General features: G+C 58.9%; 29 protein-coding genes. All 29 read left to right on the top strand.

What is annotated here, in order from left to right; all coding sequences use genetic code 11:
• Window positions 1-361 precede the first annotated feature (361 nt).
• The 29 genes from flgB (at window position 362) to B5F88_RS06610 (ending at window position 23,914) form a co-directional block, all read left to right on the top strand.
• Window positions 362-745 (top strand): flagellar basal body rod protein FlgB, encoded by a 384-nt coding sequence (flgB, locus tag B5F88_RS06750; protein WP_087343322.1) that lies wholly within the window; start codon window positions 362-364, stop codon window positions 743-745.
• 15 nt (window positions 746-760) lie between these two features.
• On the top strand, window positions 761-1,210 hold the full coding sequence (gene flgC, locus B5F88_RS06745) for a flagellar basal body rod protein FlgC (RefSeq protein WP_087343319.1): 450 nt from the start codon (window positions 761-763) through the stop codon (window positions 1,208-1,210).
• A gap of 58 nt (window positions 1,211-1,268) precedes the next feature.
• Window positions 1,269-1,580: a flagellar hook-basal body complex protein FliE gene (locus B5F88_RS06740; protein WP_242959663.1), complete on the top strand. Its 312-nt coding sequence runs from the start codon at window positions 1,269-1,271 to the stop codon at window positions 1,578-1,580.
• Between the two features lie 35 nt (window positions 1,581-1,615).
• Window positions 1,616-3,223: a flagellar basal-body MS-ring/collar protein FliF gene (gene fliF, locus B5F88_RS06735; RefSeq protein WP_087343316.1), complete on the top strand. Its 1,608-nt coding sequence runs from the start codon at window positions 1,616-1,618 to the stop codon at window positions 3,221-3,223.
• Window positions 3,220-4,287 carry a flagellar motor switch protein FliG gene (gene fliG, locus B5F88_RS06730; protein ID WP_087343313.1) on the top strand — a complete coding sequence of 356 codons (1,068 nt, stop codon included), beginning with the start codon at window positions 3,220-3,222 and terminating at the stop codon, window positions 4,285-4,287. The genes fliF and fliG overlap by 4 nt, the downstream gene beginning before the upstream one ends.
• Window positions 4,280-5,089 carry a FliH/SctL family protein gene (locus B5F88_RS06725; protein ID WP_087343310.1) on the top strand — a complete coding sequence of 270 codons (810 nt, stop codon included), beginning with the start codon at window positions 4,280-4,282 and terminating at the stop codon, window positions 5,087-5,089. The genes fliG and B5F88_RS06725 overlap by 8 nt, the downstream gene beginning before the upstream one ends.
• Window positions 5,090-5,104: 15 nt before the next feature.
• Window positions 5,105-6,406 (top strand): FliI/YscN family ATPase, encoded by a 1,302-nt coding sequence (locus B5F88_RS06720; protein WP_087343307.1) that lies wholly within the window; start codon window positions 5,105-5,107, stop codon window positions 6,404-6,406.
• A 23-nt stretch (window positions 6,407-6,429) separates the two neighbouring features.
• Window positions 6,430-6,888, top strand: a complete 459-nt coding sequence (gene fliJ, locus B5F88_RS06715) for a flagellar export protein FliJ (RefSeq protein ID WP_087343349.1) — start codon at window positions 6,430-6,432, stop codon at window positions 6,886-6,888.
• A gap of 26 nt (window positions 6,889-6,914) precedes the next feature.
• Window positions 6,915-8,075: a flagellar hook-length control protein FliK gene (locus tag B5F88_RS06710; protein WP_087343304.1), complete on the top strand. Its 1,161-nt coding sequence runs from the start codon at window positions 6,915-6,917 to the stop codon at window positions 8,073-8,075.
• 31 nt (window positions 8,076-8,106) lie between these two features.
• Window positions 8,107-8,694, top strand: coding sequence for a flagellar hook capping FlgD N-terminal domain-containing protein (locus B5F88_RS06705; protein WP_087343301.1), 588 nt, complete (start codon window positions 8,107-8,109; stop codon window positions 8,692-8,694).
• A 32-nt stretch (window positions 8,695-8,726) separates the two neighbouring features.
• The gene (locus tag B5F88_RS06700) at window positions 8,727-9,107 is read left to right on the top strand and encodes a TIGR02530 family flagellar biosynthesis protein (RefSeq protein WP_087343299.1); all 381 of its coding nucleotides are present in this window, start codon (window positions 8,727-8,729) and stop codon (window positions 9,105-9,107) included.
• Window positions 9,108-9,203: 96 nt separating this feature from the next.
• Window positions 9,204-10,370, top strand: coding sequence for a flagellar hook-basal body complex protein (locus B5F88_RS06695; RefSeq protein WP_087343296.1), 1,167 nt, complete (start codon window positions 9,204-9,206; stop codon window positions 10,368-10,370).
• 70 nt (window positions 10,371-10,440) lie between these two features.
• Window positions 10,441-10,656 (top strand): flagellar FlbD family protein, encoded by a 216-nt coding sequence (locus B5F88_RS06690; protein WP_087343293.1) that lies wholly within the window; start codon window positions 10,441-10,443, stop codon window positions 10,654-10,656.
• A 48-nt stretch (window positions 10,657-10,704) separates the two neighbouring features.
• Complete coding sequence (locus B5F88_RS06685) at window positions 10,705-11,556, top strand: MotA/TolQ/ExbB proton channel family protein (protein ID WP_087343290.1); 852 nt, start codon at window positions 10,705-10,707, stop codon at window positions 11,554-11,556.
• A 36-nt stretch (window positions 11,557-11,592) separates the two neighbouring features.
• Window positions 11,593-12,429 carry a flagellar motor protein MotB gene (locus B5F88_RS06680; protein WP_087343287.1) on the top strand — a complete coding sequence of 279 codons (837 nt, stop codon included), beginning with the start codon at window positions 11,593-11,595 and terminating at the stop codon, window positions 12,427-12,429.
• A gap of 2 nt (window positions 12,430-12,431) precedes the next feature.
• The gene (locus B5F88_RS06675) at window positions 12,432-13,442 is read left to right on the top strand and encodes a FliM/FliN family flagellar motor switch protein (RefSeq protein ID WP_087343284.1); all 1,011 of its coding nucleotides are present in this window, start codon (window positions 12,432-12,434) and stop codon (window positions 13,440-13,442) included.
• A gap of 5 nt (window positions 13,443-13,447) precedes the next feature.
• Window positions 13,448-14,680 (top strand): flagellar motor switch protein FliN, encoded by a 1,233-nt coding sequence (gene fliN, locus B5F88_RS06670; protein WP_087343281.1) that lies wholly within the window; start codon window positions 13,448-13,450, stop codon window positions 14,678-14,680.
• A gap of 55 nt (window positions 14,681-14,735) precedes the next feature.
• Window positions 14,736-15,101 carry a response regulator gene (locus B5F88_RS06665; RefSeq protein ID WP_087343278.1) on the top strand — a complete coding sequence of 122 codons (366 nt, stop codon included), beginning with the start codon at window positions 14,736-14,738 and terminating at the stop codon, window positions 15,099-15,101.
• Window positions 15,102-15,109: 8 nt separating this feature from the next.
• Window positions 15,110-15,472, top strand: coding sequence for a flagellar biosynthetic protein FliO (fliO, locus tag B5F88_RS06660; RefSeq protein ID WP_242959662.1), 363 nt, complete (start codon window positions 15,110-15,112; stop codon window positions 15,470-15,472).
• Between the two features lie 17 nt (window positions 15,473-15,489).
• Window positions 15,490-16,152 carry a flagellar type III secretion system pore protein FliP gene (gene fliP, locus B5F88_RS06655; RefSeq protein WP_087343275.1) on the top strand — a complete coding sequence of 221 codons (663 nt, stop codon included), beginning with the start codon at window positions 15,490-15,492 and terminating at the stop codon, window positions 16,150-16,152.
• A 17-nt stretch (window positions 16,153-16,169) separates the two neighbouring features.
• Entirely contained in the window at window positions 16,170-16,415 is a 246-nt protein-coding gene (locus B5F88_RS06650; RefSeq protein WP_087343272.1) for a flagellar biosynthetic protein FliQ, read from the top strand.
• Between the two features lie 12 nt (window positions 16,416-16,427).
• A complete protein-coding gene (locus B5F88_RS06645; RefSeq protein ID WP_087343269.1) occupies window positions 16,428-17,198 on the top strand; it encodes a flagellar biosynthetic protein FliR in 771 nt (256 codons plus the stop codon).
• Window positions 17,199-17,230: 32 nt separating this feature from the next.
• Complete coding sequence (flhB, locus tag B5F88_RS06640; protein ID WP_087343266.1) at window positions 17,231-18,292, top strand: flagellar biosynthesis protein FlhB; 1,062 nt, start codon at window positions 17,231-17,233, stop codon at window positions 18,290-18,292.
• A 24-nt stretch (window positions 18,293-18,316) separates the two neighbouring features.
• On the top strand, window positions 18,317-20,404 hold the full coding sequence (gene flhA / locus B5F88_RS06635) for a flagellar biosynthesis protein FlhA (RefSeq protein WP_087343263.1): 2,088 nt from the start codon (window positions 18,317-18,319) through the stop codon (window positions 20,402-20,404).
• A gap of 21 nt (window positions 20,405-20,425) precedes the next feature.
• A complete protein-coding gene (locus tag B5F88_RS06630; RefSeq protein WP_087343260.1) occupies window positions 20,426-21,250 on the top strand; it encodes a FliA/WhiG family RNA polymerase sigma factor in 825 nt (274 codons plus the stop codon).
• Window positions 21,251-21,277: 27 nt separating this feature from the next.
• Window positions 21,278-22,033 (top strand): flagellar hook-basal body protein, encoded by a 756-nt coding sequence (locus B5F88_RS06625; protein WP_087343257.1) that lies wholly within the window; start codon window positions 21,278-21,280, stop codon window positions 22,031-22,033.
• A 23-nt stretch (window positions 22,034-22,056) separates the two neighbouring features.
• On the top strand, window positions 22,057-22,803 hold the full coding sequence (locus B5F88_RS06620) for a flagellar hook basal-body protein (protein WP_087343255.1): 747 nt from the start codon (window positions 22,057-22,059) through the stop codon (window positions 22,801-22,803).
• A gap of 15 nt (window positions 22,804-22,818) precedes the next feature.
• Entirely contained in the window at window positions 22,819-23,439 is a 621-nt protein-coding gene (locus B5F88_RS06615; RefSeq protein WP_087343252.1) for a chemotaxis protein CheC, read from the top strand.
• Window positions 23,432-23,914: a chemotaxis protein CheD gene (locus B5F88_RS06610; RefSeq protein WP_087343249.1), complete on the top strand. Its 483-nt coding sequence runs from the start codon at window positions 23,432-23,434 to the stop codon at window positions 23,912-23,914. Before B5F88_RS06615 ends, B5F88_RS06610 begins: the two co-directional genes overlap by 8 nt.
• Window positions 23,915-23,942 lie beyond the last annotated feature (28 nt).

Genomic DNA, 23,942 nt, shown 5'->3' with positions numbered 1-23,942 from the left:
GCATACCAGAGAAAAGCACGTGATATAGTATCTCTGGGATTGACTTCCTGGTTGTCCAGAAGATGGAAAACAGAGCGATAAACAGTTTCAATAAAACAGGTCCCCGGCGGGGGCGTATTTTTGTGGAAGTCTGTGTAATTAGGGAAAATTTGGATATCTCCTTAAAAGTTTTTGTCAAAAGCCTGAAAATTTTTAAATAATATTCCCGCCAAAGGCTTGCAAAAATAAGGGTTTAGAGCTAAAATGAATTAAATGTGAATAATGTCGAAGTCGCTGGGCCTGCGGCTGACTGTGTGCAGCGGGCATAGGAACAGGCCGGGCGCGCTTCAGGGAGAACGGAGAGAGAAAGGAGCGAGAGAGAATGGATTCTTTGACAAGCAACACGATGCTGATGCTCCAGCGGTCCATGGGTTTTCTTTGGGATAAGCAAACCTGCATTCTGGACAACATCGCCAACGTGGAGACACCGGGGTATAAAACCAAATATGTGACTTTCGAGGAGTCATTGCGGCAGGCCATCCAGTCCGCGGCTGACGACAGCAAGCCCACCGCCTCCATGCGGCAAGCCATTGCGGGCACCGAGGTAACCCATCATCAGGCGGAGGAGAGCACGCGGATGGACGACAATGGCGTGAACATTACAGAGCAAATGGTAGAGCTGGTGCGTGAGGGCTATCAGATGCAGTATGTGATGAATGCCATCAGCAGTGACTTCTCTTTGCTTCGTTCGGCGATCAACGGTTAAGGAGGCGTGTGAGACATGGCCTTTTTGAGCTCCATGAATATTGTAGGCTCCGGCATGACCGCCCAGCAGCTGCGGCTGGACGTCATATCGGAAAACATCACCAATCAGAACACCACCCGCACCGAGGGCGGCGGCCCTTACCGGCGCAAGATTGTGGTGTTTGAGGCAGAGGGCGGGGAGCGGAGCCCCTTCCAGCAGGTGATGGCCCGTATCCGGGGTGAGGAGTCCTCTGCCCCCGGCGGCGTGCGGGTCACGGAGATTGCGGAGGACCCCTCCGACTTTAAGCTGATGTATGATCCCACCAACCCGGATGCCAACGCCGACGGATATGTGGAGATGCCCAACGTGGACCTGGTGAAGGAGATGGCGGACGCCATGGCGGCGTCCCAGGCCTATTCGGCCAATGTAACGGCCTTCAACGTACTGAAGCAGGTTGCCGCCAAGGGGCTGGAGATCGGCAAATAAACTTTGTGCCGCAGCGTTCGCGGGGAGGCGGACGCTATGATAAAGGGGAAGAAGAATCATGATGAACATTCAGAGGATTGAGCCCATTCGTCCGCTCCTTGCCACGGAGTCCACAGCGGTGAGCGATGCCGGGCAGACCCGGAATCAGCCCACCATGTTTCAGGACATCTTCCAGTCCATGGTGGATAACGTAAAAGAGACCGACGCGGCCAAGAACGAGGCATACTACGCCTTGGCCACGGGGCAGCTGGACAATCCGGCGGTGGCGTCCATTGCCGCCACCCAGGCCGAGCTCTCTCTGTCGCTGCTCATTCAGATGCGGAACAAAGCGCTGGACGCCTATTCCGAATTGATGCGGATCAGCCTGTAAAGGGCGCGGTCCGGGAGCCGGGGGATAGATAGAGCATGAAGGAAAAGCTAAAAGCAATCACGGACAAAGCCAAGGAACGGTGGAAAAAGACCGGCAAAAAGCTGAAAATTCTGCTGGGCGCGGTTTTGGCTGCGGCCATCGTGGCGGTGGTGGTGCTGGCGATCACGGCAAGCAACCAGCCCTACACCACGCTGTTCAGCGGCCTGAGCCAGAGTGACCAGACAGCCATCCTGACCTATTTTTCCGAAAATGGGGTCACAGACTATAAGGTGGAGGGCGACGCCATCCTGGTGCCGGAAAACCGCAAGGCGGCTTTGATGGCTCAGGTGCTGGTGGCGGGATACCCCTCTGCCGGCTATGACTACGGTACTTATCTGAACAATGTAAGCAGCCTAACCACTGAAGCTGAGCGCAACCAGCTGATGCTGTACGACCTGCAGGACTATATGTCCTCGGTTATCTGCAACATGGACGGAGTGGAGTCTGCTGAGGTGCTGCTCACCCCCGGCGAGGACCACACCTATGTGCTGGACAGCGGCAATACGGTGGACGCCACCGCCGCCGTGCAGGTGACCATGAAGGATGGCAAGACCCTCACCGATAACCAGGTGAAAGCCATCCGCAGCCTGGTGAGCCACGGTCTGCAGGGACTGAATGTGGAAAACGTGACCATCAGCGACGCCTATGGCACGCCTTATCTGATTGACGACGATTTCAGCGAGATCCAGGACACCTCCACCTTGAAGCTGAAGCTGGAGGAGGAGTACAACAACCGTATCCGCGCGCGGGTGATGCAGGTGCTGACCCCTCTGTACGGTGCGGATAACGTGCAGGTGAGCGTCAATACTGTGGTGAATCTGGACCGCACCTACACTGACTCCACTGACTACAATCTGGAGGACTGGGCGGAAGGAAACGACGACGGTATCATCGGTACTGAGATTTGGCAGAACAGCATCGTCCGTGGGGATGAGGAAATCGCCGGCGGTGCGGTGGGCACCGAGACCAACGCCGATCTGAATACCTATGTGGAAAACCAGGCCCAGCCCAACGGCAATGAGACCGCCATCACCACCTCCGGTCAGCAGGACCATCTGGTGGATACCACCAAGCAGCAGGTGGAGCAGATCACCGCCCGCATCGCCGACGTGATGGTGTCGGTGAGTATCAACCAGAGCGTGGCGGGGGATACTTCCGTCAACGACCTGTATGCCCATGTGGGCCGGGCGGCCGGCATTACCGACGCGGACCAGCGGGATAAGATCTCCATTATGATCTCCCCCTTCTATCGGCCCGGGAGCGAGACGCCCACCGAGCCGGTTGTAGAGGGACTGTCCAACTGGATGATCTATGCGGCCATCGCCGGAGTGGGCGTGTTCCTGCTCCTGCTGCTGCTGATTCTGCTGCTGCTCCATCGCCGGAAGGTGAAGAAGCGCAAGGCGGCGGAGGCCGAGGCGGCAGCCGAGGCGGCGGCAAACGCGCTGATTATGACCCAGGCCGCGCCGCAGCAGTCCAACATTATGGAGATGCAGACCGAGAAGAGTATGGAACTGCGGCAGGATATCCGGAAATTTGCTGAGGAGAACCCGGAGATTGCCGCTCAGATGGTGAAAAACTGGCTGCGGGAGGGTGAGGCGACATGAGTGAAACAACATCTGCCCCCGCAACGCCGGCGGTAGAGAAACAGACCCAGCGCCAGCAGCCTAAGCGGGAGCTGACCCGCCAGCAGAAAGCGGCGGCGGTGATTGTCTCCCTGGGGGCGGAGAAAGCCTCCCAGCTTTATCAGTATATGGACCCGGAGGATGTGGAGCAGATCACTCTGGAGGTAGCCAAGCTGGGTTACCTGGATTCCGGCACCACCGAGGATGTGCTCAACGAGTACTACCAGATGTGCCTGACCAACAAGGCGGTAACCGAGGGCGGACTGGAGTACGCCCGGGCGGTGCTGGAGCGGGCCTTCGGTTCCCAGACTGCCAGCCAGCTGCTGGATAAAGTGACCAAATCCCTGAAGAACCGGGAATTTGCCTTCCTGAACAAGGCGGATGAGAAGTCGCTGTATGCCGCATTGCAGCATGAGCGCCCTCAGACCATTGCCTTGGTGCTGTCCTACGTGGATCCCCAGAAATCGGCGGCGGTGATCGACGAGCTGGACCCGGAGCGGCAGGTGAAGGTGGTGGAGAGCATCGCCACGATGGAGAGCGCCTCTCCCGCTGCGGTGAAAATCATCGAGGCCGAGCTGGAGAAGCGGTTCTCCAGCCTCATGACCACCAACAACGTAAAGGTGGGCGGCGTGGACTACGTGGCCGACGTGATGAACAATCTGGACCGGGCCAGCGAGAAGAGCATCTTCGATCGCCTGTCCACCCACAACGCCGACCTGGCCGACGAGATCCGCAAGCGTATGTTTGTCTTCGAGGACATTGTCACCATGGACGACCGCTCGGTGCAGCGCTTCGTGCGGGACTGCGATCCCAAGGATCTGGTGCTGGCCCTCAAGGGCGCCAACAGCGATGTGGCCAACAAGATCTTCTCCAATGTGTCCAGCCGTATGGCGCAGAGCATCCGGGACGATCTGGAGGTTACAGTCAACGTCCGTATCAAGGACGTGGAGGCCGCTCAGCAGCGTATTGTGGGCGTCATCCGGGACCTGGAGGAGAAGAACGAGCTGATCATCCTCAAGGGCGGAAAGGACGATATCATTGCCTAACATTTTCAAGCATTTCCTGGGGCCGGTCCGTGCCTACACGTTTCCGGCGGCGGAGGACATCGAAATTGAGGAGGACCCTCCGGTAGAGGAGGGCCTCCCCGAGGAGGAGGAACCCGCGGCGGCGACCGAAGAGGAACAGGCCCAGGAGGAAGAACTGGGGGCAGCTGCCAGCCTGCTTTCCTTTGCCCAGGTTCAGGCGGAGGAGATCCGCAACCAGGCCCGGAAAGAGGCCCAGGAACTGCTGGAGGAGAGCCGCCGGCAGGCGGCCCAGGAGGCCGAGGAAGCCTTGGCCCAGGCCAAGGAGGAGGGCTTCCGCCAGGGATATGCCGACGGTATGTCCAAGGCCCAGATCGAGGGCAGAGCCGCTATGGAGGAACAGCTGCACCAGCAGGAGCTGCAGATCAAGCAGTTTCTGGAGGAGGCCAGCCAGGCCCGGGAGGACCTGATGGAGCAGACCCAGTCGGAGCTGTGCGACCTGAGCGTGGCGGTGGCGGAGAAGATCATCCACGTCAGCCTGAAGAGCAGCCGGGAAGTGATCCTGAAGATGATCCAGATGGCCACCGACCGGCTGAAGCGGCGGGAGTGGGTCCACATCTACGTGGGGGGCTGCACCGCCAGGGAGCTGGCCCAGATCACCCCGGAGCTTACCGCCACTCTGGCGGGCCTGTCCGACCACATCAAGGTGATCCCCATGGCGGACGACGAATCGGGCACCTGCATCATCGAGATGCCAGATGAGATCATCGACGCCAGCGTGTCCACCCAGCTGGACAATATCAAGGATATCCTGCACGGCGGCTGAGAGGAGGCCCCACTGTTGTTTGAGAAACTGCTCCGGCAGGTGCAGACGGCCCAGACCGTCAGCTATACCGGAAAGATCGAAAATATTGTGGGCATGTCCATCGAGGCCTCCGGCGGCCGGGCGGCGGTAGGAGATATCTGCCGCATCTACAATGGAGAATCCGGCGGCCAGGTGATGGCGGAAGTGGTAGGCTTCAAGAACGACCGGATCCTGCTTATGCCCTACTCGGGAATGAGCGGCATTTCCGCCGGCAACTTCGTGCGCAACACCGGCAAACGGCTGACCCTGACCATGGGACCCTTCCTCAAGGGCCGGGTCATCAATGCGCTGGGGCAGCCCATTGACGGAAAGGGCCCCTTTCAGGGGGGCGTCCCCTTCTGTGTGGACGGGGAGCAGTACATCAACCCCATGGCCCGCCCTCCCATCCGGGAGCGGCTGGAGTTCGGGGTGAAGGCCATTGACGGTATGCTTACCATCGGCAAGGGCCAGCGTATCGGCATTTTCGCCGGTTCCGGCGTAGGCAAGAGTACCCTGATGGGCATGATCGCCAAGCACGTCAAAGCGGATATCAACGTCATCGCCCTGGTGGGGGAACGTGGCCGCGAGGTTGTGGAGTTCATGGAGAAGGACCTGGGCCCCGAGGGCATGAGCCGCTCGGTGCTGGTGGTGGCCACCTCCGACCAGCCCGCCATGCTGCGCAAGCGGTGTCCCTCGGTGGCCACCGGTATCGCGGAGTATTTCCGGGATCAGGGGCTGGACGTGCTGCTGATGATGGACTCTCTGACCCGTTTCGCCATGGCCCAGCGTGAGATCGGCCTGGCGGTGGGAGAGCCGCCGGTGGCCCGGGGCTATACCCCCTCCATCTACGCCGAGCTGCCCAAGCTGCTGGAGCGCAGCGGTAACTTCCAAAAGGGCTCCATCACCGGGGTGTATACCGTGCTGGTGGAGGGCGACGACACCAACGAGCCCATCGCCGACACTGTCCGCGGTATTTTGGACGGGCATATCGTCCTCTCCCGGCGGCTGGCCAACAGTAACCACTTCCCGGCCATCGATGTGGGCGCCAGCATTTCCCGTCTGATGACCGATATCGTATCCCCGGAGCACCAGCGGTTGTCCGCCCGGATCCGGGACGTGATGGGTACCTATGAAAAGAACTCCGATCTGGTGTCTATCGGTGCGTACAAGGCGGGGACCAACCCTAAGCTGGACTACGCTTTGGGCAAGATCGACGGCATCAACCAGTTTCTCATGCAGGGCGTTAAAGAGGGCTTTACCTACGAAGAAGATCTGGAGGCTATGCGGAAGCTGCTATAAACCTGTGAAGTGAGGTGCCCGACGTGAAAAAATTTCGCTTCGGCCTGGATAGTGTGCTGGATTACCGCCAGCAAGTGCTGGACGGACTGCAGGGCGAATATGCCAAGGCTTTGGAACGGGTCCGGCAGCAGGAGGCGCGCAAAGAGGCTGTGGAGCTGCAGTACGCCCAGGTCAACCAGGAATTCCGGGAGCGGGCGGCGGAAGGCATCTCCATAGCCGACGCCATGGGCTATGAGACCGGTCTTCGGGTGCTGGAGCGGGATATTGCCCGGGAGACCAAGCGGCTGGAGGAGCTGCAGCAGGCGGCGGAGGTCAAGCGCCGTCAGGTGATGCAGGCCCATGTGGATACCAGAATTCTGGAGCGGCTGAAGGAGAAGAAGCTCCAGGACTACCAGAAGGATATGCAGAAGAGCGAGGAGCAGTTCATTGATGAGCTGGTTTCTGCCAAAAGGCACATGGAGAGCGGCTTATTGAGAACATAACTGCCATTGAAAGGAGGTGAAAGAAGATGAATATGATGGATATGCTGTTGCAGGCCATTAACCAGGGCGCCTGGGCTCTGCCTAACCTTAATACGCCCACCACGAAGCCTGCCGGACAGGAGAGCGGACCCTCTTTCCAGGATCTGCTGAATGAGCGGCGGGACCAGCTGGATCAGGAGCCGGACAGAGACCAGACCCAGGGTACAACCCAGCAGCGTCCGGTGGAGAATGGGAAGAACCCCGTCCAGACAGAGGATACCCAGCCGCAGGAGCCCGTGCTGAACGCGGACCTGATGGCGCTGGGCGCGGCTCTGCTGGCGGAGGGAATGCCCGCTCAGGTACAGATGCCTGTGACGGCGGAGGAGTCCGCGGTCACCGTGCTGCCGCTGGAGAACATGCAGACGGCGGCTGTCCCGGTGGTGACGGCAGAGCAGGAAACTGTGGCGGTTGAGACCATGCCTCTGGTTCAGCAGGCGGCGGTACAGCAGCAGCCCCAGGAGCAGACGGTCCAGACGGTCCAGCAGCCTGTGCAGGAGACAGATATGGCTCCGGTCCAGCAGGCCCAGGTGGTGACGGCCGCGCCGGAGAGCCAGGAGAACTCCGATGCCATGGAGGGCAGCCAGAGCTTTACCGCCGCTCCTCAGCAGGAGAGTGACACCAAGGCTGTGGAGGTCAATGGCAGCGGGGAGACCCCTGTGTTCCAGGAAGTGGAGCACATGCCTGTCAAGGTGGGCGAAAAGGTGGAGATTGACACCACCGCGCCGGCAGCCGATGTGGATGCCAAGCTGAGCAAGGCTTTGACCCAGGCTCTGGACAACGGCAGCCAGCACGTGGAGATCACCCTCAGCCCGGCCAATCTGGGCACCGTGACGGCGGAGTTTACCCGTACGCCGGAGGGAGCGCTCCATCTGGTGCTGCGGGCGGAGAATGAGCATGCGGCCAAGCTGCTCAGCGAGCACGCCAACACTCTGGGCCTGATGCTGCAGGACAGCACCCGCGGCGAGGTTCGGGTGGAAGTGCCCCAGCCCCATCAGGGTCAGCAGCCCTGGCAGCAGCCGGATCAGAACGGCGGCCAGCAGCAACAGCAGCAGCAACAGCAGCAGCGTCAGGTGCCCAAGCAGGAGGCGGACAGTTTCCTCCATCAGCTGAGACTGGGTCTGCTGCAGAGCGGGCCGGAGGCTGTGTAAGCGTTCCGGAAAAAGGAAGTGAAGCGATAGCATGAGCAGCGATTTTATGCAGCTGGGTCTGGAGTCCCTGAGCGCGGGCAGCGCGTACGCCGCCCAGAAGAGCAGCAGCGGCTCGACGGTGGAGGAACTGGAGAAGCAGGGCTATACCATCAGTAACCCTGATGAAGACCTTGGCCTTGACTTTACCGACTTCCTTCAGCTGATGGTCGCTCAGCTGCAGAACCAGACCATTGACAACGCCACCGACACCACCGATATGCTCAACCAGCTGGTGCAGATGTCTGTGGTAAGCATGATGAGCAGCGTGAAAACCAGTCTGGACACCCTGACTGTTTCCACTACCATGACCTATGCCGCCTCTCTGGTGGGCAAGACCGTTACGGTGGGCGCCTACAACGAAGACGGCGAGCTGGAAGAGATCGTGGGCGAAGTAACCGGCACCGGTACCTATCAGGGTACCCAGGTGATCTTCGTCAACGGCGAGATGTACCCCCTGAGCAGCATCATGGCGGTAGGCGAGCTGCCTGAGGTTCCGGAAGAGCCCGGTGAGGGCGGCGACGGCGGTGAAGGCGGCGGAACCGGCGAGGGCGGCGAAGGGGAGACCACTCCTGAGGTCTGATCCGGCTGGTGAGGCTGCAAGGAGGTGAATCCATGGTCGGACCGATTCATTCGCTGACCCAAACCACGCTGAATGGCCAGCAGGCGCCGGTACAGGCGCAGCGTCCGGCTGGTGATTTCGGTGCGGTATTCCAGCAGGAGCTGGAACGGGCTCAGACAAGGCAGGTGGCTTTCTCCAAGCACGCGCTCAGCCGTGCGGAGGAGCGGGGTATTGAAGTGACACCCACCCTGCTGGAGCGGCTGACCGACTCCGTGGAGCGGGCGGAGGCCAAAGGTGCCACCAATATTCTGGCGCTGGACCAGAGCCTGGCCTTTATCGTCAACGTTCCCAACGGCAGAGTCATCACCGCATTGTCTGAAGAAGAGATGAAGGACAGTATTTTTACCAATATCGACGGCGCCGTGTTCCTGTGAGACACAGAGGGCAGGACCGCAAGGAGGCTCTGGGGGGCGTCCGAATGACGTTTCCCCGGCGGCGCAGCAGCAAACTTTAAAAGGAGCAAGATTCTTATGGCTTTGACAGGAGCAATGAGCGCGGCCATTTCCGGCCTGAAAACTCATATGGAAGCTCTGAACGTAGTAGGTAACAACATCGCAAACGTCAATACTTACGGATACAAGGCCCAGCGCGTGACCTTCAAGGAGAGCATTTACAACACCCTGAGCGCCGGCTCTGCCGGTACCACCGCCATGGGCGGCACCAACCCCCGGCAGATCGGCTATGGCTGCAGCATCGGCACCATCGATCTGGATATGACCACCGGCAGCCTGGAGCCCACTGGTATGCCCACCGACTGCACCATCAAGGGCGACGGTTTCTTCCTGGTGGGACCCAAGACTCTGGATGTCGATGATGTAAACGCCCTCAAGAGCCTGACCCTCACCCGGGTGGGCAACTTTGAGTTCCGGGACGGTTACCTCACCGACGGCCAGGGCAATGTGGTCTACGGATTTTTGACCACGACGGAAGATCCCAAGGGGACTACGACCGGAACTCCCGGTGTTTTACCTGACGGAGCCGACCTCAATGTCAGCACCGCCCTGGTGCCCATTCGCCTGCCCATGAAGGCTACCGGCCAGCTTGCCGGTGTTGACGACCCCAATACGGATTATGGCGATGCGGTGTATGTGGGTGTTGACAATGCCACCGGCCAGAACGTGGACCCCGGAACGGTGCCGGCAGGCGGTGGTGCCGTGGTTGGCCCTGAGGTAGACGGTTATATTGACTATGAGAACCTGAGCATTGACGCCAACGGCAAGATCACCTGTACCAACAAGGATACCGGCGACCCGGTGGTGGTGGGCTACATCGCCCTGGGCAGCGTGGATAACCCCAACGGCGTGCTCCACACCGACGGCCCCTACTACACCGCCGGCGACGCGGCCGGGGATATCACCATCAGCACCCCCAACAGCGCGGTGACGGGCTCCTTGAACAATGGTAAGATGTTTTTAACAAATCCGGACGGTACTGCTACTACTACCGTTGACCCCGACAGCATGCTCTCCGGCAAGAGCGGCGTGTCTCTGCTGACCTCCTTCCTGGAGCAGTCGGGCACCGACCTGGCCACCGAGTTTTCCAACATGATCATCTATCAGCGGGGCTATCAGGCCAACACCCGTATTGTTACGGTGACTGATACCATGCTGGAAGAACTGGTCAACATGAAGCGTTAAACGGCTGTACGTAACTAGCCTCCGCCGCCCGGGTTAGCCGGGCGGCGGGGGACAGTGAAAGGAGACGCCCATGATCGTTTTGAAAAAAATGAACAACGAGCAGTTCCTGGTCAATCATCAACAGATCGAGTGTATCGAGCTGATCCCCGAGTGCAAGGTTGTGATGATGAACCACGACTACTATCTGGTGCGGGACACCGTGGAGGAGATCATCCAGAAGATCGCGGAGTACAACGCGAAGGTGCAGGATATTCACCGGGAGGTCTCCGTAATCGACCGGCGCTGACCGGCGCCGCCCGCTGGAGACGGGATATAAGAGAAGGGATCGACGTAAATGAACATAGTGTATTTGATCGGACTGCTGCTGGCCGTTTTCTTTGTGTTCTTTGGCATCTCCGTCAATATGGACGGCCTTATACCTGAATTAGTTCCAGAGAACTTAGTAAATTTTTTCGATATACCCAGTATTCTTATCACCATCGGCGGTACCCTGGCGGTGATGGTCGCCTGCTATCCCAAGCTGGCCAAGTCCTTTCCCAAGCATATCGAGATCATGCTCCGGGCGAAAGCCTTTAACCCCACGATCTACGTGGATCAGTTAACCGAGCTGGCGCAGATTGCGAGAAAGAACGGCCTGCTGGCGCTGGAAGAGAAGGCCAATGAGCAGGATGACCCCTTTTTCAAGCAGGCCATCATGCTGATTGTGGACGCCAACGATCCGGACCGCGTGCGTAGTATCCTGGAGAACGACATTGAGCAGACCTCTGCCCGCCACCAGGAAGTGGTGGCCATGTATGAGCGGGGTTCTAACGCAGCCCCGGCCTTCGGTATGATCGGTACCCTGATCGGTCTGATCAACATGCTGAAGAGCCTGGACGGCGCGGATATGAATTCTCTGGGTCCCAGCATGTCTGTGGCTCTGGTTACCACCTTTTACGGCTCCGTTCTGGCCCATGTGATCTTCAACCCCATCGCCGCCAACCTGACGGCCCGGGACGAGGAGGAGATCCTCTGCCGGCAGATCATTGTGGAGGGCATCATGGCCATCCAGTCCGGCGAGAATCCCAAGTTCCTTCGGGAGCGGCTGATGACCTTTATGAATCAGAAGGAACGGGAAGATGGCGGTATTAGCAACCTCGGCGGAGGGAAGGAAACTCCTAAGCGCGGCCGGAAAAAACGGAAATAAGAAGGTAGAAGGGTTTGTACGGGAGGCGGTTCAGCAATGGCTAAAAAACGGAGTGGCAGTGGCGGCGCCAACTGGATGGACACATATGGAGATATGGTGACGCTGCTGCTGTGCTTTTTCGTCATGCTGTATTCCATGTCTCAGATGGATCAATCCAAATGGATTGCGCTGGTGCAGGCGTTGAATCCCACTGCTGATATCCACGGCACGACCACGGAAGTGCCGCCGGACGGCAGTGTGGTAACCCAGGAGAAAATTGACTCCGACATGGAGGAATTTTACGAATCCATGATGGAATTCGTGGCTCAGGAGAACCTCACCAGCAAGGTCAGCGTGACCAAGGGCAGCGGATATGTGTTCATTTCCTTCGATGATACGGTGTTTTTTGATGGAGACAGCTATATTCTCCGGGACGACGGCAAGGTGGTTCTGGATCAGGTATCTGAATTTATCGCGGGTGTAAGCGATTCTGTGGATGAGATTCGGGTGCTGGGGCACACCGCTCAGGCCAGAGCGGACCAGCCCAACAGTGTGGAGACAGACCGTTTCCTGGCCAGCAACCGGGCGACGGTGGTGACCATCTATCTGCAGGAGAAAAACATCGTGGACCCCGCCCGTCTGGTCAGTGTGGGCTATGGCCAGTGGCGGCCCATATCCAGCAACGCCACGGCGGCGGAACGGGCGGGCAACCGCCGGGTAGAGCTGCTGGTGACCGGTTTGGATGTGGAGAATGAGATGGGCGACGATATCACGCAGTATTACACCATGCGCGCCGGCGGCGACAGCGGAGAAACCACAACCACCACATGGTCCTCTGGCCAGGAGGTCCAGGAAACCACGCAAGCACAGACTGATGCTGGCCAGGAGGGATAGCCATGGCGGAAGTATTGTCCCAGAGCCAAATTGACGCATTGCTCAATGCGGCTCGCAGCGGCGAGATGGAACACGCCCCAAGCGAGCAGAGTTCTGAGAAGAAATATCGGAAATACGACTTTTACAGTCCTAGAAAATTTACCAAAGACCGGCTGAAGATGATTAGCGGCGTATTTGAAAACTATACCCGCATCATCAACTCCAGAATCAACGGTCTGCTGCATACCACCTGCGAGATTGCGGTGGAGTCGGTGGAGGAGCAGCGGTACTACGAATTTTCCAACGCGCTGTCCGACGGCGATGTGCTGACGCTGATGAATGTGGAGATCGAGGGGAATCCCCAGAGTGAGGACACTCCCTCTTTGATTCATTTCAGCACAGGCCTGATGCTCAACATGATGGACCGCCTGATGGGCGGCGAGGGGGACTCCGGCGAATCCATCCCCGCCGGATATACCTTTACTCCCATGGAGCTCAAGCTGTACGAGGACATTGTAAAGGACCTCATCCGTATTCTGGGAGGCAGCTGGGAAAATTATATTGATTTGAATTTTGTCTACCGCCGTATTGAGTCCAACCCCACGCTGGTGCAGCTCATCGGATTGGACGAGACGGTGGTGATTATCGGCATCAGTGTCAAATTCCCCAATGCCTTCGGGCTGATGAGCATCTGTCTGCCCGGCATGATGCTGACCAATGTCTTTGCGAGGATCGCGGCTCTGAATCAGGCGGGGCGCGGCTCGGGGGACAACAATTCCGATGAGATCATGGATATCTTGCGGGATTCCGATCTGGAGATCACCGCGGAGCTGGGACGCACGGAGCTGGCCTTGCGGGATATCTACTATCTGAATGTGGGAGATGTGGTTGACCTGGGACACCCCACAGAGACGCCGATTCATCTGTATATCGGCGGTCAGCCTTGGTTCAGCGGCAAGCTGGGCACCCAGGGCGGCAATATGGCCGTCAAAATTGGGGAGACCTTCCGCATCCAGAGTAGAGAGGAGAAATAAGGAACATGAGTCAGAACATCTTTAATTCCATGGAGCTGGATGCCATCGGTGAACTCATGAACATCAGCCTGGGGTCCTCCGCCACCGCCGTATCCAATATGCTGGACCATAGGGTGGATATTACCACCCCCACGGTGGGCGTGGTTACGGTTGAGGACTTCAGCCTGGGGGATCTGGAACCGGCTATCGGCATTGAGATCAAGTATGTCTCCGGCCTGGAGGGCAGCAACATTATGCTGCTCAAGCGCAACGACGTAAAGGTGATCGTGGACATCCTGATGGGCAGCGAGACCCCCGACGAGGAGTTTGAGCTTAACGAGCTGACAGTCAGCGCTGTGTGCGAGGTCATGAATCAGATGATGGGCGCGGCATCCACCGCCTTGTCTGATTTCCTGGGCTATCCCGTCAATATCTCCACCCCCCAGTCTTTCGCTCTGGATGACCTGGACGCCTTTAAAAAGGAGCACTTCCCGCCCTCTGACGGCAATCTGGTTGTGGTCCGCTTTATGCTGGGTATTGAAAATATCCTGCAGAGTGAATTTGTCAACGTCATGTCGGTGGATCTGGCCAGAGACCTGCTGGCCGGCTTTGAAATGAACTTTGGTTCCCCCGCGGGGGCAGCTGCTGCTGCGCCCGAACCGGCTCCCGCTCCCGCGCCGCAGCCCGCTGCGGCGGCTCCGGCGGCCTCCGGTGGCGGAGCGCCTCTAAGCCAGGAGGAGATTGAGCGGATGATGGGTGGAGGCGGAGCTACCGCACCTACTTCGGAGCCTGCTGCGGCGCAGCAGCCAATGATGCAGCAGCCGACGATGCAGCAGCCGATGATGCAGCAGCCGATGATGCAGCAGCCGATGATGCAGCAGCCGATGATGCAGCAGCCAATGATGCAGCAGCCAATGATGCAGCAGGAGCCCAGGCTGATCACTGCCCGACAGGCCCAGCTTCCCGCGCTGGATGTGGAGGACCGATTGGGCAAGGAACAGGCGGACAACCTGGAGATGATTATGTCGGTACCGCTGGAGGTCTCGGTGGAGATTGGTCGCACCCGGCGGAAGGTAGAGGACATCCTTTCCTTCACCAAGGGCTCTCTGGTGGTGCTGGACAAATTGGCGGGCGATCAGGTGGACCTGTTTGTCAATGGCTTGTGTGTGGCCAGGGGCGACGTGGTGGTGATTGACGACAACTTCGGCGTACGCATTACCGAGGTGCTCAAGCATGGAGAGCTGTTTCAGATGAGTTGACCGGGCGGAAACGCCCTTGACATATTCAAATAATAATGTAAAGGATGGAAATAGCATGGCTAAGATTCTGATTGTGGACGACGCTGCGTTCATGAGAAAGGTCATTCGGGACACCCTGACCAAGAGCGGGTATACTGAGCTCTATGAGGCGGTGGACGGCGCCGACGCGGTGGAGAAGTACGCCGAGATCTCTCCCGATCTGGTGCTGATGGATATTACCATGCCCAACATGGACGGCCTGGAGGCCCTGAAAGCCATCCGTGCCAAGGACAGCAATGCCAATGTGGTGATGTGCTCCGCCATGGGCCAGGAGGCCATGGTTATGGAGGCGGTGCAAGCCGGCATCAAGGACTTTATCGTCAAGCCCTTTAAGAGCGACCGTCTGCTGAAGGCGGTAACCTCCATCGTGGGCAATCCCTGAGGAATCCCATGCCGCCGGAAATCACATCTCTGCTCTGGGCCCTGGCGGTTACTGTCCTGATGCTGGCGCTGGCCTACTGGTTTACCCGGTATGTGGTAGGCAGGCTGGCGGGGGGGAGGCTGCTGCCCCGGCAGAGCCGCATGACGGTGCTGGAGCAGCTCTCAGTAGGCAGAGATCAGCGGCTGTTGCTGGTCAAGGTGGGGGATAAGGTCTATCTGCTGGGGGTCACCTCCGGCGGGATCACCCGCCTGGAGACCCTGACGGAGGAAGAAGCGGCAAGCTGGATGGCAGAGGAGAAAGCCTCCGGCGGGCCGTCCTCCATGAGCTTCCGGGAGGCGCTGCGCAACGTGATCAAACAGAGGAAACAGTAAGGGAGGCACAGGCAACCTTGGACGCGCTTATCAATGTAAACGGGGAGAATGTGCAGACCCTACAGATCCTCTTTGTAACCACCCTGCTGACTCTGCTGCCCTCCATGGTGGTGATGATGACCTCGTTTACCCGGTACATCATCTCCTTTTCCTTCCTGCGCTCCGCCATGGGGCTGCAGCAGAATCCCCCCAATATGGTGCTGGTGGGCATGGCGCTTTTTCTCACGCTGTTTACCATGTCCCCGGTGATCAGTCAGATTCAGACTACGGCCTATGAACCCTATGTGGCCGAGGAAATCACCCAGGATGAATTTCTGGAGCGGGCCAAGGCCCCTCTGAAGGAGTTTATGCTGGACAATACGGAACAGAGCGCCCTGAATATGTTCTGCCAGCTGGCAGGGCAGGAAACTCCCACCGACCCGGATGGGGCTATGAGCCTGCCGCTGCGGATTATCGTCCCCTCCTTCGTCACCACAGAGCTGAAAAAAGCCTTTGTCATTGGCTTTTATCTGTACATTCCCTTCCTGCTCATCGACGTGGTGGTGGCCTCCGCGCTGATGAGCATGGGTATGATCATGCTGCCCCCGTCTATGATCTCCATGCCGTTCAAGCTGCTGCTGTTTATCACGCTGGATGGTTGGCAGTTGCTCTTTTCCAGATTGATACAGGGATTTAATTAGCGGTAGGAGGATAGACCATGGAACCGGTGGACATTTTACGGCAAGGCGTGGGCGTGGCCTTGAAAATTGCTGGGCCGCTGCTGGTGCTGAGCATGCTGGTGGGCATTTTGGTGGCTATCTTCCAGGCCGTTACCCAGATCCATGAGCAGTCGCTTTCCTTTATCCTGAAGCTCATTGTGGTGGTACTGGTGCTGTTGGTTGGGGGCGGGTGGATGCTGGAGAACCTCCAGGACTTTGCCCGCTACCTGTTCACGCTGATGTGAGGGGCCTGAGGCATGGACTGGGCTACCCTGTATCTGTTTGAACTGGTCCTGATGCGGGTGACCGGCTTCATTGCGGCCAACCCCCTTTTCGGCCGGAACAACTACCCCAATATGGTCAAAGCAGGCTTCATCATGGTGCTGTCGGTGTTTGTCTGGAGTATGGCGGACACCGCGGTGACACCCCCCGCCACGCTCATTGAGTTGGTGGTGCGGCTGCTGCTGGAGTTCGGGGTGGGAATTACCCTGGCCTTCGTGATGCGGGTGTTTTTTACCGTGGTTCAGGTGGGCGGCGAGGTGCTGGACGCGCAGATGGGTCTGAATATGGCTCAGGTGTACGACGCCAGCAGTCAGATCAATATGACGGTAACGGCCTCTCTGCTCAACGTGCTGATGGTGCTCACCTTCTTTGCGGAAAACGGACACTACACCCTGCTGCGGATCTTCCTGTCCTCGGGGGAAGTGGTCCCCTATGGGACGGCGACCCTGGGGCAGGCGGTGGCGTCCGGCGTGGCGGAGGTATTTTTCTCCTGCATGGTTCTCTCTCTCAAACTGGCCTTCCCCATATTGGCGGCTGAGCTGCTGGGAGAGCTGGGCATGGGCATCCTGATGAAGGCTATTCCCCAGATCAACGCCTTTGTCATCAATATCGAACTGAAAGTGATCATCGGCCTGCTGCTGTTGTTTGTCTTTCTTACCCCCATCAACGAGTTTTTGCTGGAGGTAGAGGGGGATATGCTGACGGCACTGGGCCGGATACTGGAAATTATCAGCGCCTCCGGCTGATCAATGGAACCCGCGGCGGGAGGTGAGCGGACGTGGCGGACGGACAGAAAACAGAAAAAGCAACCCCAAAAAAGCGACGGGACGAACGAAAGAAAGGTAACGTCTTTCTCAGTAACGACGCGGTTTCAGTGGCGGTGCTGATTGTCAGCATGGCTATGCTGGTTCTGACCATTCCCAATATGGTGAAGGAACTGAGCGCCATGTTCCGTATGTGCATCACCATGGCGGGCCCGCCGGAAAGCCAGGAGCTGTCCGGCGGCAATCAGCTGACAATGCAGATGCTCAAGACGGTGGCCTGGTGCGTGGCGCCGTTGCTGTGCGCCTCGGCGGCGGCCGGCGTGGTGGCCACCTTCCTCCAAACCAAGATGCTGGTCAGCGGCGAATCCCTGCGGCCCAAGTTCAGCCGGATCAATCCCCTGGAGGGGATCAAGCGGCTGTTCTCCCTGCGCAGCGTGGTTGAGGCGCTGAAGGGACTTTTGAAGATTCTCATTCTCCTCTTTCTGATCTACCGCTTCCTGGCAGGAGTGGTGGACGTGTTCCCCAAGCTCATGTTTACCGATCTGACCAGCGGCTGCGCCTATCTGCTGGACCTGGCCTTTCAGATGGCCATGCAGATCGCGCTGGCCTATGTGGTGCTGGCGGCCGCCGACTTTTTCTACCAGTGGTGGGACTATGAGCGGCAGATCAAGATGAGCAAGCAGGAAATCAAAGAGGAATTCAAGCAAATGGAAGGCGATCCCCAGGTCAAGGGGAAGATCAAACAGCTGCAGCGGCAGATGGCCCAGTCCCGCATGATGCAGAAGGTGCCCGGTGCGGACGTGGTCATCCGTAACCCCACCCACTTTGCCGTGGCCCTTCGGTACAAGCCGGATCAGGACACCGCCCCGTTGGTGCTGGCCAAGGGGCAGGACGCGGTGGCCCTGCGCATTGTGAAGGTGGCGGAGGAGGCCCAGGTGGCAGTGGTGGAAAATGTGCCGCTGGCCCGCGCCCTCTATGCCACCACCGAAATCGGGCAGGAAATCCCGCCGGAGCTCTACAATGCGGTAGCCGAAGTATTGGTCTACCTCTACCGGCTGAATCAAAAGCAGACCTAAGAGAAGGCAGGCAGAAGAAGGACTATGAGACGAATCTTGAACAATGCCATATCGCTGATGGTGGTGGTCATCGTCCTTTTTCTGGTGATCCCGCTGTCCGCCCCGGTGCTGGATGTGCTGATTGTGGTGAACATCTCTCTGTCCATCATGATCCTGATGATCACCATGAGCATCTCCGAGGCGCTGGAGTTTTCCATCTTCCCCTCCTTGTTGCTCATTACCACCTTGTTCCGGCTGGGATTGAACGTATCCTCCACCCGCCTGATCCTGCGGGACGGCGGACAGGCCGGCGCGGTAATCACCGCCTTTGGCCATATGATTACCCAGGGTAATATTGTAATCGGCGTATTGATCTTCCTGATCATCGTACTGGTGCAGTTCATTGTTATTACCAAGGGCGCTGAGCGTGTGTCCGAGGTGGCCGCCCGCTTCACCCTGGACGCCATGCCGGGCAAGCAGATGGCCATTGACGCCGATCTGAGTTCCGGTCTCATCGATGAGAAGGAGGCCCGCACCCGCCGGTACAAGATCCAGAAGGAAGCGGACTTCTACGGCGCCATGGACGGTGCTACCAAGATCGTCAAGGGCGACGCCATCATGTCCCTGATCATTACCCTGATCAACTTTGTGGCCGGCCTGATTATCGGTATCGTTCAGGGTGGCGGCGACTTTGCCACCGTGCTGAACATCTACTCCATCGCCACCATCGGCGACGGCCTGGTGTCCCAGATCCCCGCCCTGATGATCTCCACCGCCACCGGCATGATCGTCACCCGGTCGGTGTCCGACGGCAGCCTGAACACCGATGTCATCGGCCAGTTCAAGGCTCAGCCCCGGGCCATTCTGTCCACCGGCATCATCCTGATCCTGCTGGCCCTCTTCCCCGGCACCCCCACCCTGCCTCTGTTGCTGGTGGGAGTTGGACTGAGTGTGGGCGGCTTCATGGGCATCCGTCGGATGGAGGCCGCCAAGGCCCTTCCCCAGGAGGAGGAAGCCCCCGGCGAGCAGCTGCCGCCGGAGTTGGCGGCGGCCAGTGAGACCGACTATTTCAAGGATATCAGCAATGTCTACACCCTGCTGACGGTAGAGCCCATTGAGATGGAATTCGGCTACAGCCTGATTCCCCTGGTGGACGAGAGCAGCGGCGGCAAGCTCATCAGCCGTATCGTCATCTTCCGGCGGCAGTACGCCCAGGATATGGGCTTTGTCATCCCCTCCATCCGCCTGCACGACGGCGCCTCTTTGGGAACTAACCAATATATCATCCGCATCCGAGGGGAAGAGGTTGCCAGGGGCGAGATTCTGGTGGATTATTACCTGGCTCTGGAGCCCCCCAATCCCGGCGGCGAGATCGACGGCATCGAGACCATCGAACCGGCCTATGGCATCCCCTCCCGGTGGATTCTGCCGGAGAACAAGGAGATGGCGGAGATCTACGGCTATACAGTCATCAGCCCCCTCACCGTTATGCTCACCCATCTGTCCGAGACCATCAAGAAGCACGCCTACGAGCTGCTGGGCCGGACCGAGACCATGCAGCTGGTGGAACACCTGAAGCAGACCGAGCCGGAGCTGGTGGCGGACGCCATTCCCAATGTGGTGAGCTATGGTGTGCTGGAAAAGATTCTCCGGGCCCTGCTGAAGGAGGGTATTCCCATCCGGGACCTGGGCCTGATTATGGAGGCCATTGTGGACGCCGGACCCAACCAAAACGTGGATACCGTTACCGAGCAGATCCGCGGCCGCCTGAGCCGCACCATTACCCGCCGCTTCTGCGACAATGGCCAGCTGCGGGTGGTGACCTTGGACGCGGAGGTGGAGAAGAAGATCCTGGCGGCGCTGACCAAGAACGATCAGGGCGTGTATCTGGCCCTCAGCCCCGATATCATGCAGCAGATTATGGCTCAGCTGGGCGAGCTGCGTAAGAAGTTCCAGGAGCTGTCCCAGACCCCCATCGTCCTCACCAGTCAGATCATCCGGGTTTACCTCAGCCGCATGATCGCCCAGTTCTACCCCGACATTTACGTGTTGTCCTTCAACGAGATCACCAGCAACGTTCAGATTCAGGCCATCGGCAACATCACCATGCAGTCACCGGCCAAGCCGGCATAACTACGGAAGGGGGCGGGAGCGATGGAAGAACAGCATACCGTGCAGAACCTCCAGGCTCCGCCCCACGCTTCACTGACCCAGGAGGAGTTGGAGGGGCTGGATGACCAGGCCCTGCTGGAGCTCTACAAGCAGACGGGGGACCAGGAGCTGAAATGGGCCCTGGTGCTCCGCTTCACCGGACTGGTGCGGCGGATCGCCGCCCAGGCCAGCGGGCTGTACAGCAATTTCGCCCAACTGGACGACATCGTCCACGAGGGGGTGCTGGTGCTCTCCAGCGCCATCGACAAGTTCGACCTGTCCAAGAATGTGAAATTTGAGACCTACGTCTCCAAGCGCCTGCGGGGCATGATCGTGGATCTGGCCCGGCGGCAGGACTGGCTGCCCCGGCAGGTGCGGCAGAAGGCCACCCGGCTGACCCGGGCCATGGATGAGCTGTCCGTCCAGTTGGGGCGGGCGCCGGAGAGCCGGGAGGTGGCGGAGTACCTGGGATTGAGCCGGGAGCAGTACGATGCGCTGCTGTCGGAAACGGCGGTGTCCAGCCTGGTGTCCTTTGAGGCGGTGCTGGACAATTATAACGGCGCCCAGGAAAAGCTGCTGCTCAGTGAGGAGCAGGCCAACCCTACCGAGGAGGCCTTTCAGGACCAGGAGCTTCATACTGTGCTGGAGGCGGGAATCGCCTCTCTGCGGAAGAACGAGCAGATGGTCCTGTCGCTCTACTATGAGCGGGAACTGAACATGAAAGAGATTGCCCAGGTGCTGGGCGTCAGCGCTGCCCGGGTATCCCAGATTCACAGCCGGGCTCTGCAGCGTCTGCGCTCCTGCATGAAACAATACATTGAATCGTAAGAGAAAGCTTGGAAAGAGGGAATTACCATGACCAAGGGCTTTTACAACCTGACCTCCGGCGTGCTGTCCCAGGGCAGACGGCTGGACGTGATCGCCAACAACATGACCAACCTGGCCACCGCCGGCTACAAGGCGGAGACCTACACCGACCGCACCTTCCAGGAGGTACTCATCAGCCGGGTGGGCAACAAGGACAAGAGCGGCGCCACCGTCATCGGGGAGGAGAGCTATATCCTGGCTCCCGACCAGCTGTATGTGAACTATGACCAGGGCAGCTTCAAGGAGACCGGACTCACCCTGGACTTTGCCATCGTGGGGGACGGCTACTTTGCCATCCAAACCAGCGACGGTGTGGAATATACCCGGGGCGGCAGCTTCTCCCTGGACGACCAGGGCCGGCTGTACCTGTCCGGCCACGGGCTGGTGCTGGGGAGCGACGGCGCCCCCATTACCCTGTCCACCGACGAGATTACAGCCGATGGCGAGGGCCGGCTCTATACCGCGGACGGCTACTATCTGGGACAGCTGGGGGTGTATGCCTTTGCCGACAACAACCAGCTGGCCAAGGCGGAAAGCGGCCTGTTTGACGCCAACGGGCAGCAGGCCCAGCCGGTGGAGAACGCCCAGGTGATGTGGCAGTATGTGGAGGAGTCCAACGTGGATATGCTCCAGGAGATGAGCCGGATGATGACCGCCCAGCAGGCGCTGCAGGGCGGGGCCCAGATCCTCAAGCTCTATGATGCCCTGCTGACCAAGACCACCACTGAAGTGGGCAGACTGTAAGATAGAAAGGGGGGCGATTCACCATGCTACAGGCTTTTTACAGCGCCACTGTTGGCGCCCAGCAGCAGATGCAGCGGTTGAATGTCTACGCCAATAATATTTCCAACGTCAATACATATGGTTATAAGGCACAGGTTCCCGCGTTCCAGGCCCTGATGTACGGCATGCTGGACGGCATTGACGGCAGTCAGCTGCCCCGGGGCAGCGGCACGGTGATGGCCCTCACCGGCACCGACATGGGGGATGGCGCCATGGAGGAGACCGGCCGGAACCTGGATTACGCCATCGTGGGAGACGGCTTTTTCGCCGTCTATGAGCCCGCCACCGGTGAGGTGACCTTCACCCGGGACGGTTCCTTCACCATGAACGCCTATCAGGAGGTGGAGGAGGGAGCCGAGGGGGAGGAGCCGGTGGTCAACACCGTGTACTATCTCTGCGACGGCGAGGGCCGGCAGGTGCTGGGCCCCGACGGATATCCCATCCCTATGACCGATCCCAACCAGGAGCTGAACATCGGCGTGTTTACCATCCAGTACAAGGACGGCCTGGAGCGGGTAGGCAGCGGCCGCTTTGCCATGGGGGAAAAGAATGGTCTGGTATGGGCCAGCGATTCCAAGGTGCTCCAGGGCTTTTTGGAGAGCTCCAATGCCGATTTGGCCAATGAACTCAGCGGCGTCATTGAGGCGCAGCGGTCCTACAGCTATGTGCTGCGGATGATGACCACCGCAGACGATGTGGAGACCACGATCAATGCCCTGGCCAACGGATAACAAGGGAGCGATACCATGAAGAACTATCAGGATCTGAATGGAATGGAGCTGGATACCATCCGTGAGATTGGGAGCATCGGTACCGGAAACGCCGCCACTGCACTGTCCGATATGCTGGGCTGCGAGGTGCGCATCGACATGCCGGAAGTGCGCATTATGGGCTACAACGAGGCCATCGACTGGATCGGCGGGCCGGAGGTGATTACCGCCGGCGTGCTGGTGCACATGTCGGGGGAGCTGAACGGCATTATGCTCTCCGTCCAGCAGCTGGAATTTGTGAATCTGATTCTGGAGCGGATGATGGAGCGAACGGTTTCCAATTATGAGGAACTCAATGAGCTGGACCACTCGGCGCTGGTGGAAGTGGGAAACATCATGATTTCCACCTTTATCAACGCCCTGTCCAGTCTGGCGGATATCACCACTAAGCTGACCGTGCCCGCCTTCGCCGTAGATATGCAGGGGGCGATTTTGGCGGTGCCGATGGCGGAATTCGGGGGGCAGTCCGATTATATTATGACGATTGGCGCCAATTTCATCTGTCATGAGAAGGTAGTGCCATGCCGGCTGCTGCTCTCGCCAGATATCCGGTCGCTGAATTTCCTGTTGAAGAAGCTGGGTGTTTTGGATGAATAGCAAGCTGATTGTAGGGATCGCGGACATGAAGATGGCCCGGGACGAGGGCATGCTCATCACCTACGCCCTGGGGTCCTGTGTCGGAATTTGTCTGTACGACCCACTCATCCGGCTGGCTGCGCTGGTCCATGTGATGCTGCCCCTGAACATGGAGACCGGCCGGCGCGCCCCGATGAAATACGCCGATACCGGCATCCGCGAGACTCTGAAAAAAATGGAAGAGAAGGGCGCGCTGCGCAGTCGGGTTGTGGCCAAGATTGCCGGCGGCGCCAAGATGTTCGATGTGCCTGGCGGAGGGAGCCTGGGCAATATCGGGCAGCGGAATATTGAGAGTACGCATCTGGTCCTTCGGAAGGAGGGCATCCGGCTGCTGCGGGAGGATGTAGGCGGCTCCACGGCGCGGACTCTGCTCTTTGACGCCGCATCCGGCCAGGCCTGCGTGCGCAGCTACGGCAAGCCGGAGCTGATTTTCTAAGAGATTTTCTGGAGAAAGCGGGGATAAG

The organism is Flavonifractor sp. An306, assembly GCF_002159455.1.
Lineage (GTDB): Bacteria > Bacillota > Clostridia > Oscillospirales > Oscillospiraceae > Flavonifractor.
This window is presented reverse-complemented; position numbering and strand designations above follow the sequence as displayed.

Excerpts from the sequence above, each read along its gene's own strand:
- flgB (WP_087343322.1), top strand. The coding sequence starts at position 362 with ATGGATTCTTTGACAAGCAACACGATGCTGATGCTCCAGCGGTCCATG.
- flgC (WP_087343319.1), top strand. The coding sequence starts at position 761 with ATGGCCTTTTTGAGCTCCATGAATATTGTAGGCTCCGGCATGACCGCC.
- B5F88_RS06740 (WP_242959663.1), top strand. The coding sequence starts at position 1,269 with ATGATGAACATTCAGAGGATTGAGCCCATTCGTCCGCTCCTTGCCACG.
- fliF (WP_087343316.1), top strand. The coding sequence starts at position 1,616 with ATGAAGGAAAAGCTAAAAGCAATCACGGACAAAGCCAAGGAACGGTGG.
- fliG (WP_087343313.1), top strand. The coding sequence starts at position 3,220 with ATGAGTGAAACAACATCTGCCCCCGCAACGCCGGCGGTAGAGAAACAG.
- B5F88_RS06710 (WP_087343304.1), top strand. The coding sequence starts at position 6,915 with ATGAATATGATGGATATGCTGTTGCAGGCCATTAACCAGGGCGCCTGG.
- B5F88_RS06705 (WP_087343301.1), top strand. The coding sequence starts at position 8,107 with ATGAGCAGCGATTTTATGCAGCTGGGTCTGGAGTCCCTGAGCGCGGGC.
- B5F88_RS06700 (WP_087343299.1), top strand. The coding sequence starts at position 8,727 with ATGGTCGGACCGATTCATTCGCTGACCCAAACCACGCTGAATGGCCAG.
- B5F88_RS06695 (WP_087343296.1), top strand. The coding sequence starts at position 9,204 with ATGGCTTTGACAGGAGCAATGAGCGCGGCCATTTCCGGCCTGAAAACT.
- B5F88_RS06690 (WP_087343293.1), top strand. The coding sequence starts at position 10,441 with ATGATCGTTTTGAAAAAAATGAACAACGAGCAGTTCCTGGTCAATCAT.
- B5F88_RS06685 (WP_087343290.1), top strand. The coding sequence starts at position 10,705 with ATGAACATAGTGTATTTGATCGGACTGCTGCTGGCCGTTTTCTTTGTG.
- B5F88_RS06680 (WP_087343287.1), top strand. The coding sequence starts at position 11,593 with ATGGCTAAAAAACGGAGTGGCAGTGGCGGCGCCAACTGGATGGACACA.
- B5F88_RS06675 (WP_087343284.1), top strand. The coding sequence starts at position 12,432 with ATGGCGGAAGTATTGTCCCAGAGCCAAATTGACGCATTGCTCAATGCG.
- fliN (WP_087343281.1), top strand. The coding sequence starts at position 13,448 with ATGAGTCAGAACATCTTTAATTCCATGGAGCTGGATGCCATCGGTGAA.
- B5F88_RS06665 (WP_087343278.1), top strand. The coding sequence starts at position 14,736 with ATGGCTAAGATTCTGATTGTGGACGACGCTGCGTTCATGAGAAAGGTC.
- fliO (WP_242959662.1), top strand. The coding sequence starts at position 15,110 with ATGCCGCCGGAAATCACATCTCTGCTCTGGGCCCTGGCGGTTACTGTC.
- B5F88_RS06650 (WP_087343272.1), top strand. The coding sequence starts at position 16,170 with ATGGAACCGGTGGACATTTTACGGCAAGGCGTGGGCGTGGCCTTGAAA.
- B5F88_RS06645 (WP_087343269.1), top strand. The coding sequence starts at position 16,428 with ATGGACTGGGCTACCCTGTATCTGTTTGAACTGGTCCTGATGCGGGTG.
- flhA (WP_087343263.1), top strand. The coding sequence starts at position 18,317 with ATGAGACGAATCTTGAACAATGCCATATCGCTGATGGTGGTGGTCATC.
- B5F88_RS06630 (WP_087343260.1), top strand. The coding sequence starts at position 20,426 with ATGGAAGAACAGCATACCGTGCAGAACCTCCAGGCTCCGCCCCACGCT.
- B5F88_RS06625 (WP_087343257.1), top strand. The coding sequence starts at position 21,278 with ATGACCAAGGGCTTTTACAACCTGACCTCCGGCGTGCTGTCCCAGGGC.
- B5F88_RS06620 (WP_087343255.1), top strand. The coding sequence starts at position 22,057 with ATGCTACAGGCTTTTTACAGCGCCACTGTTGGCGCCCAGCAGCAGATG.
- B5F88_RS06615 (WP_087343252.1), top strand. The coding sequence starts at position 22,819 with ATGAAGAACTATCAGGATCTGAATGGAATGGAGCTGGATACCATCCGT.
- B5F88_RS06610 (WP_087343249.1), top strand. The coding sequence starts at position 23,432 with ATGAATAGCAAGCTGATTGTAGGGATCGCGGACATGAAGATGGCCCGG.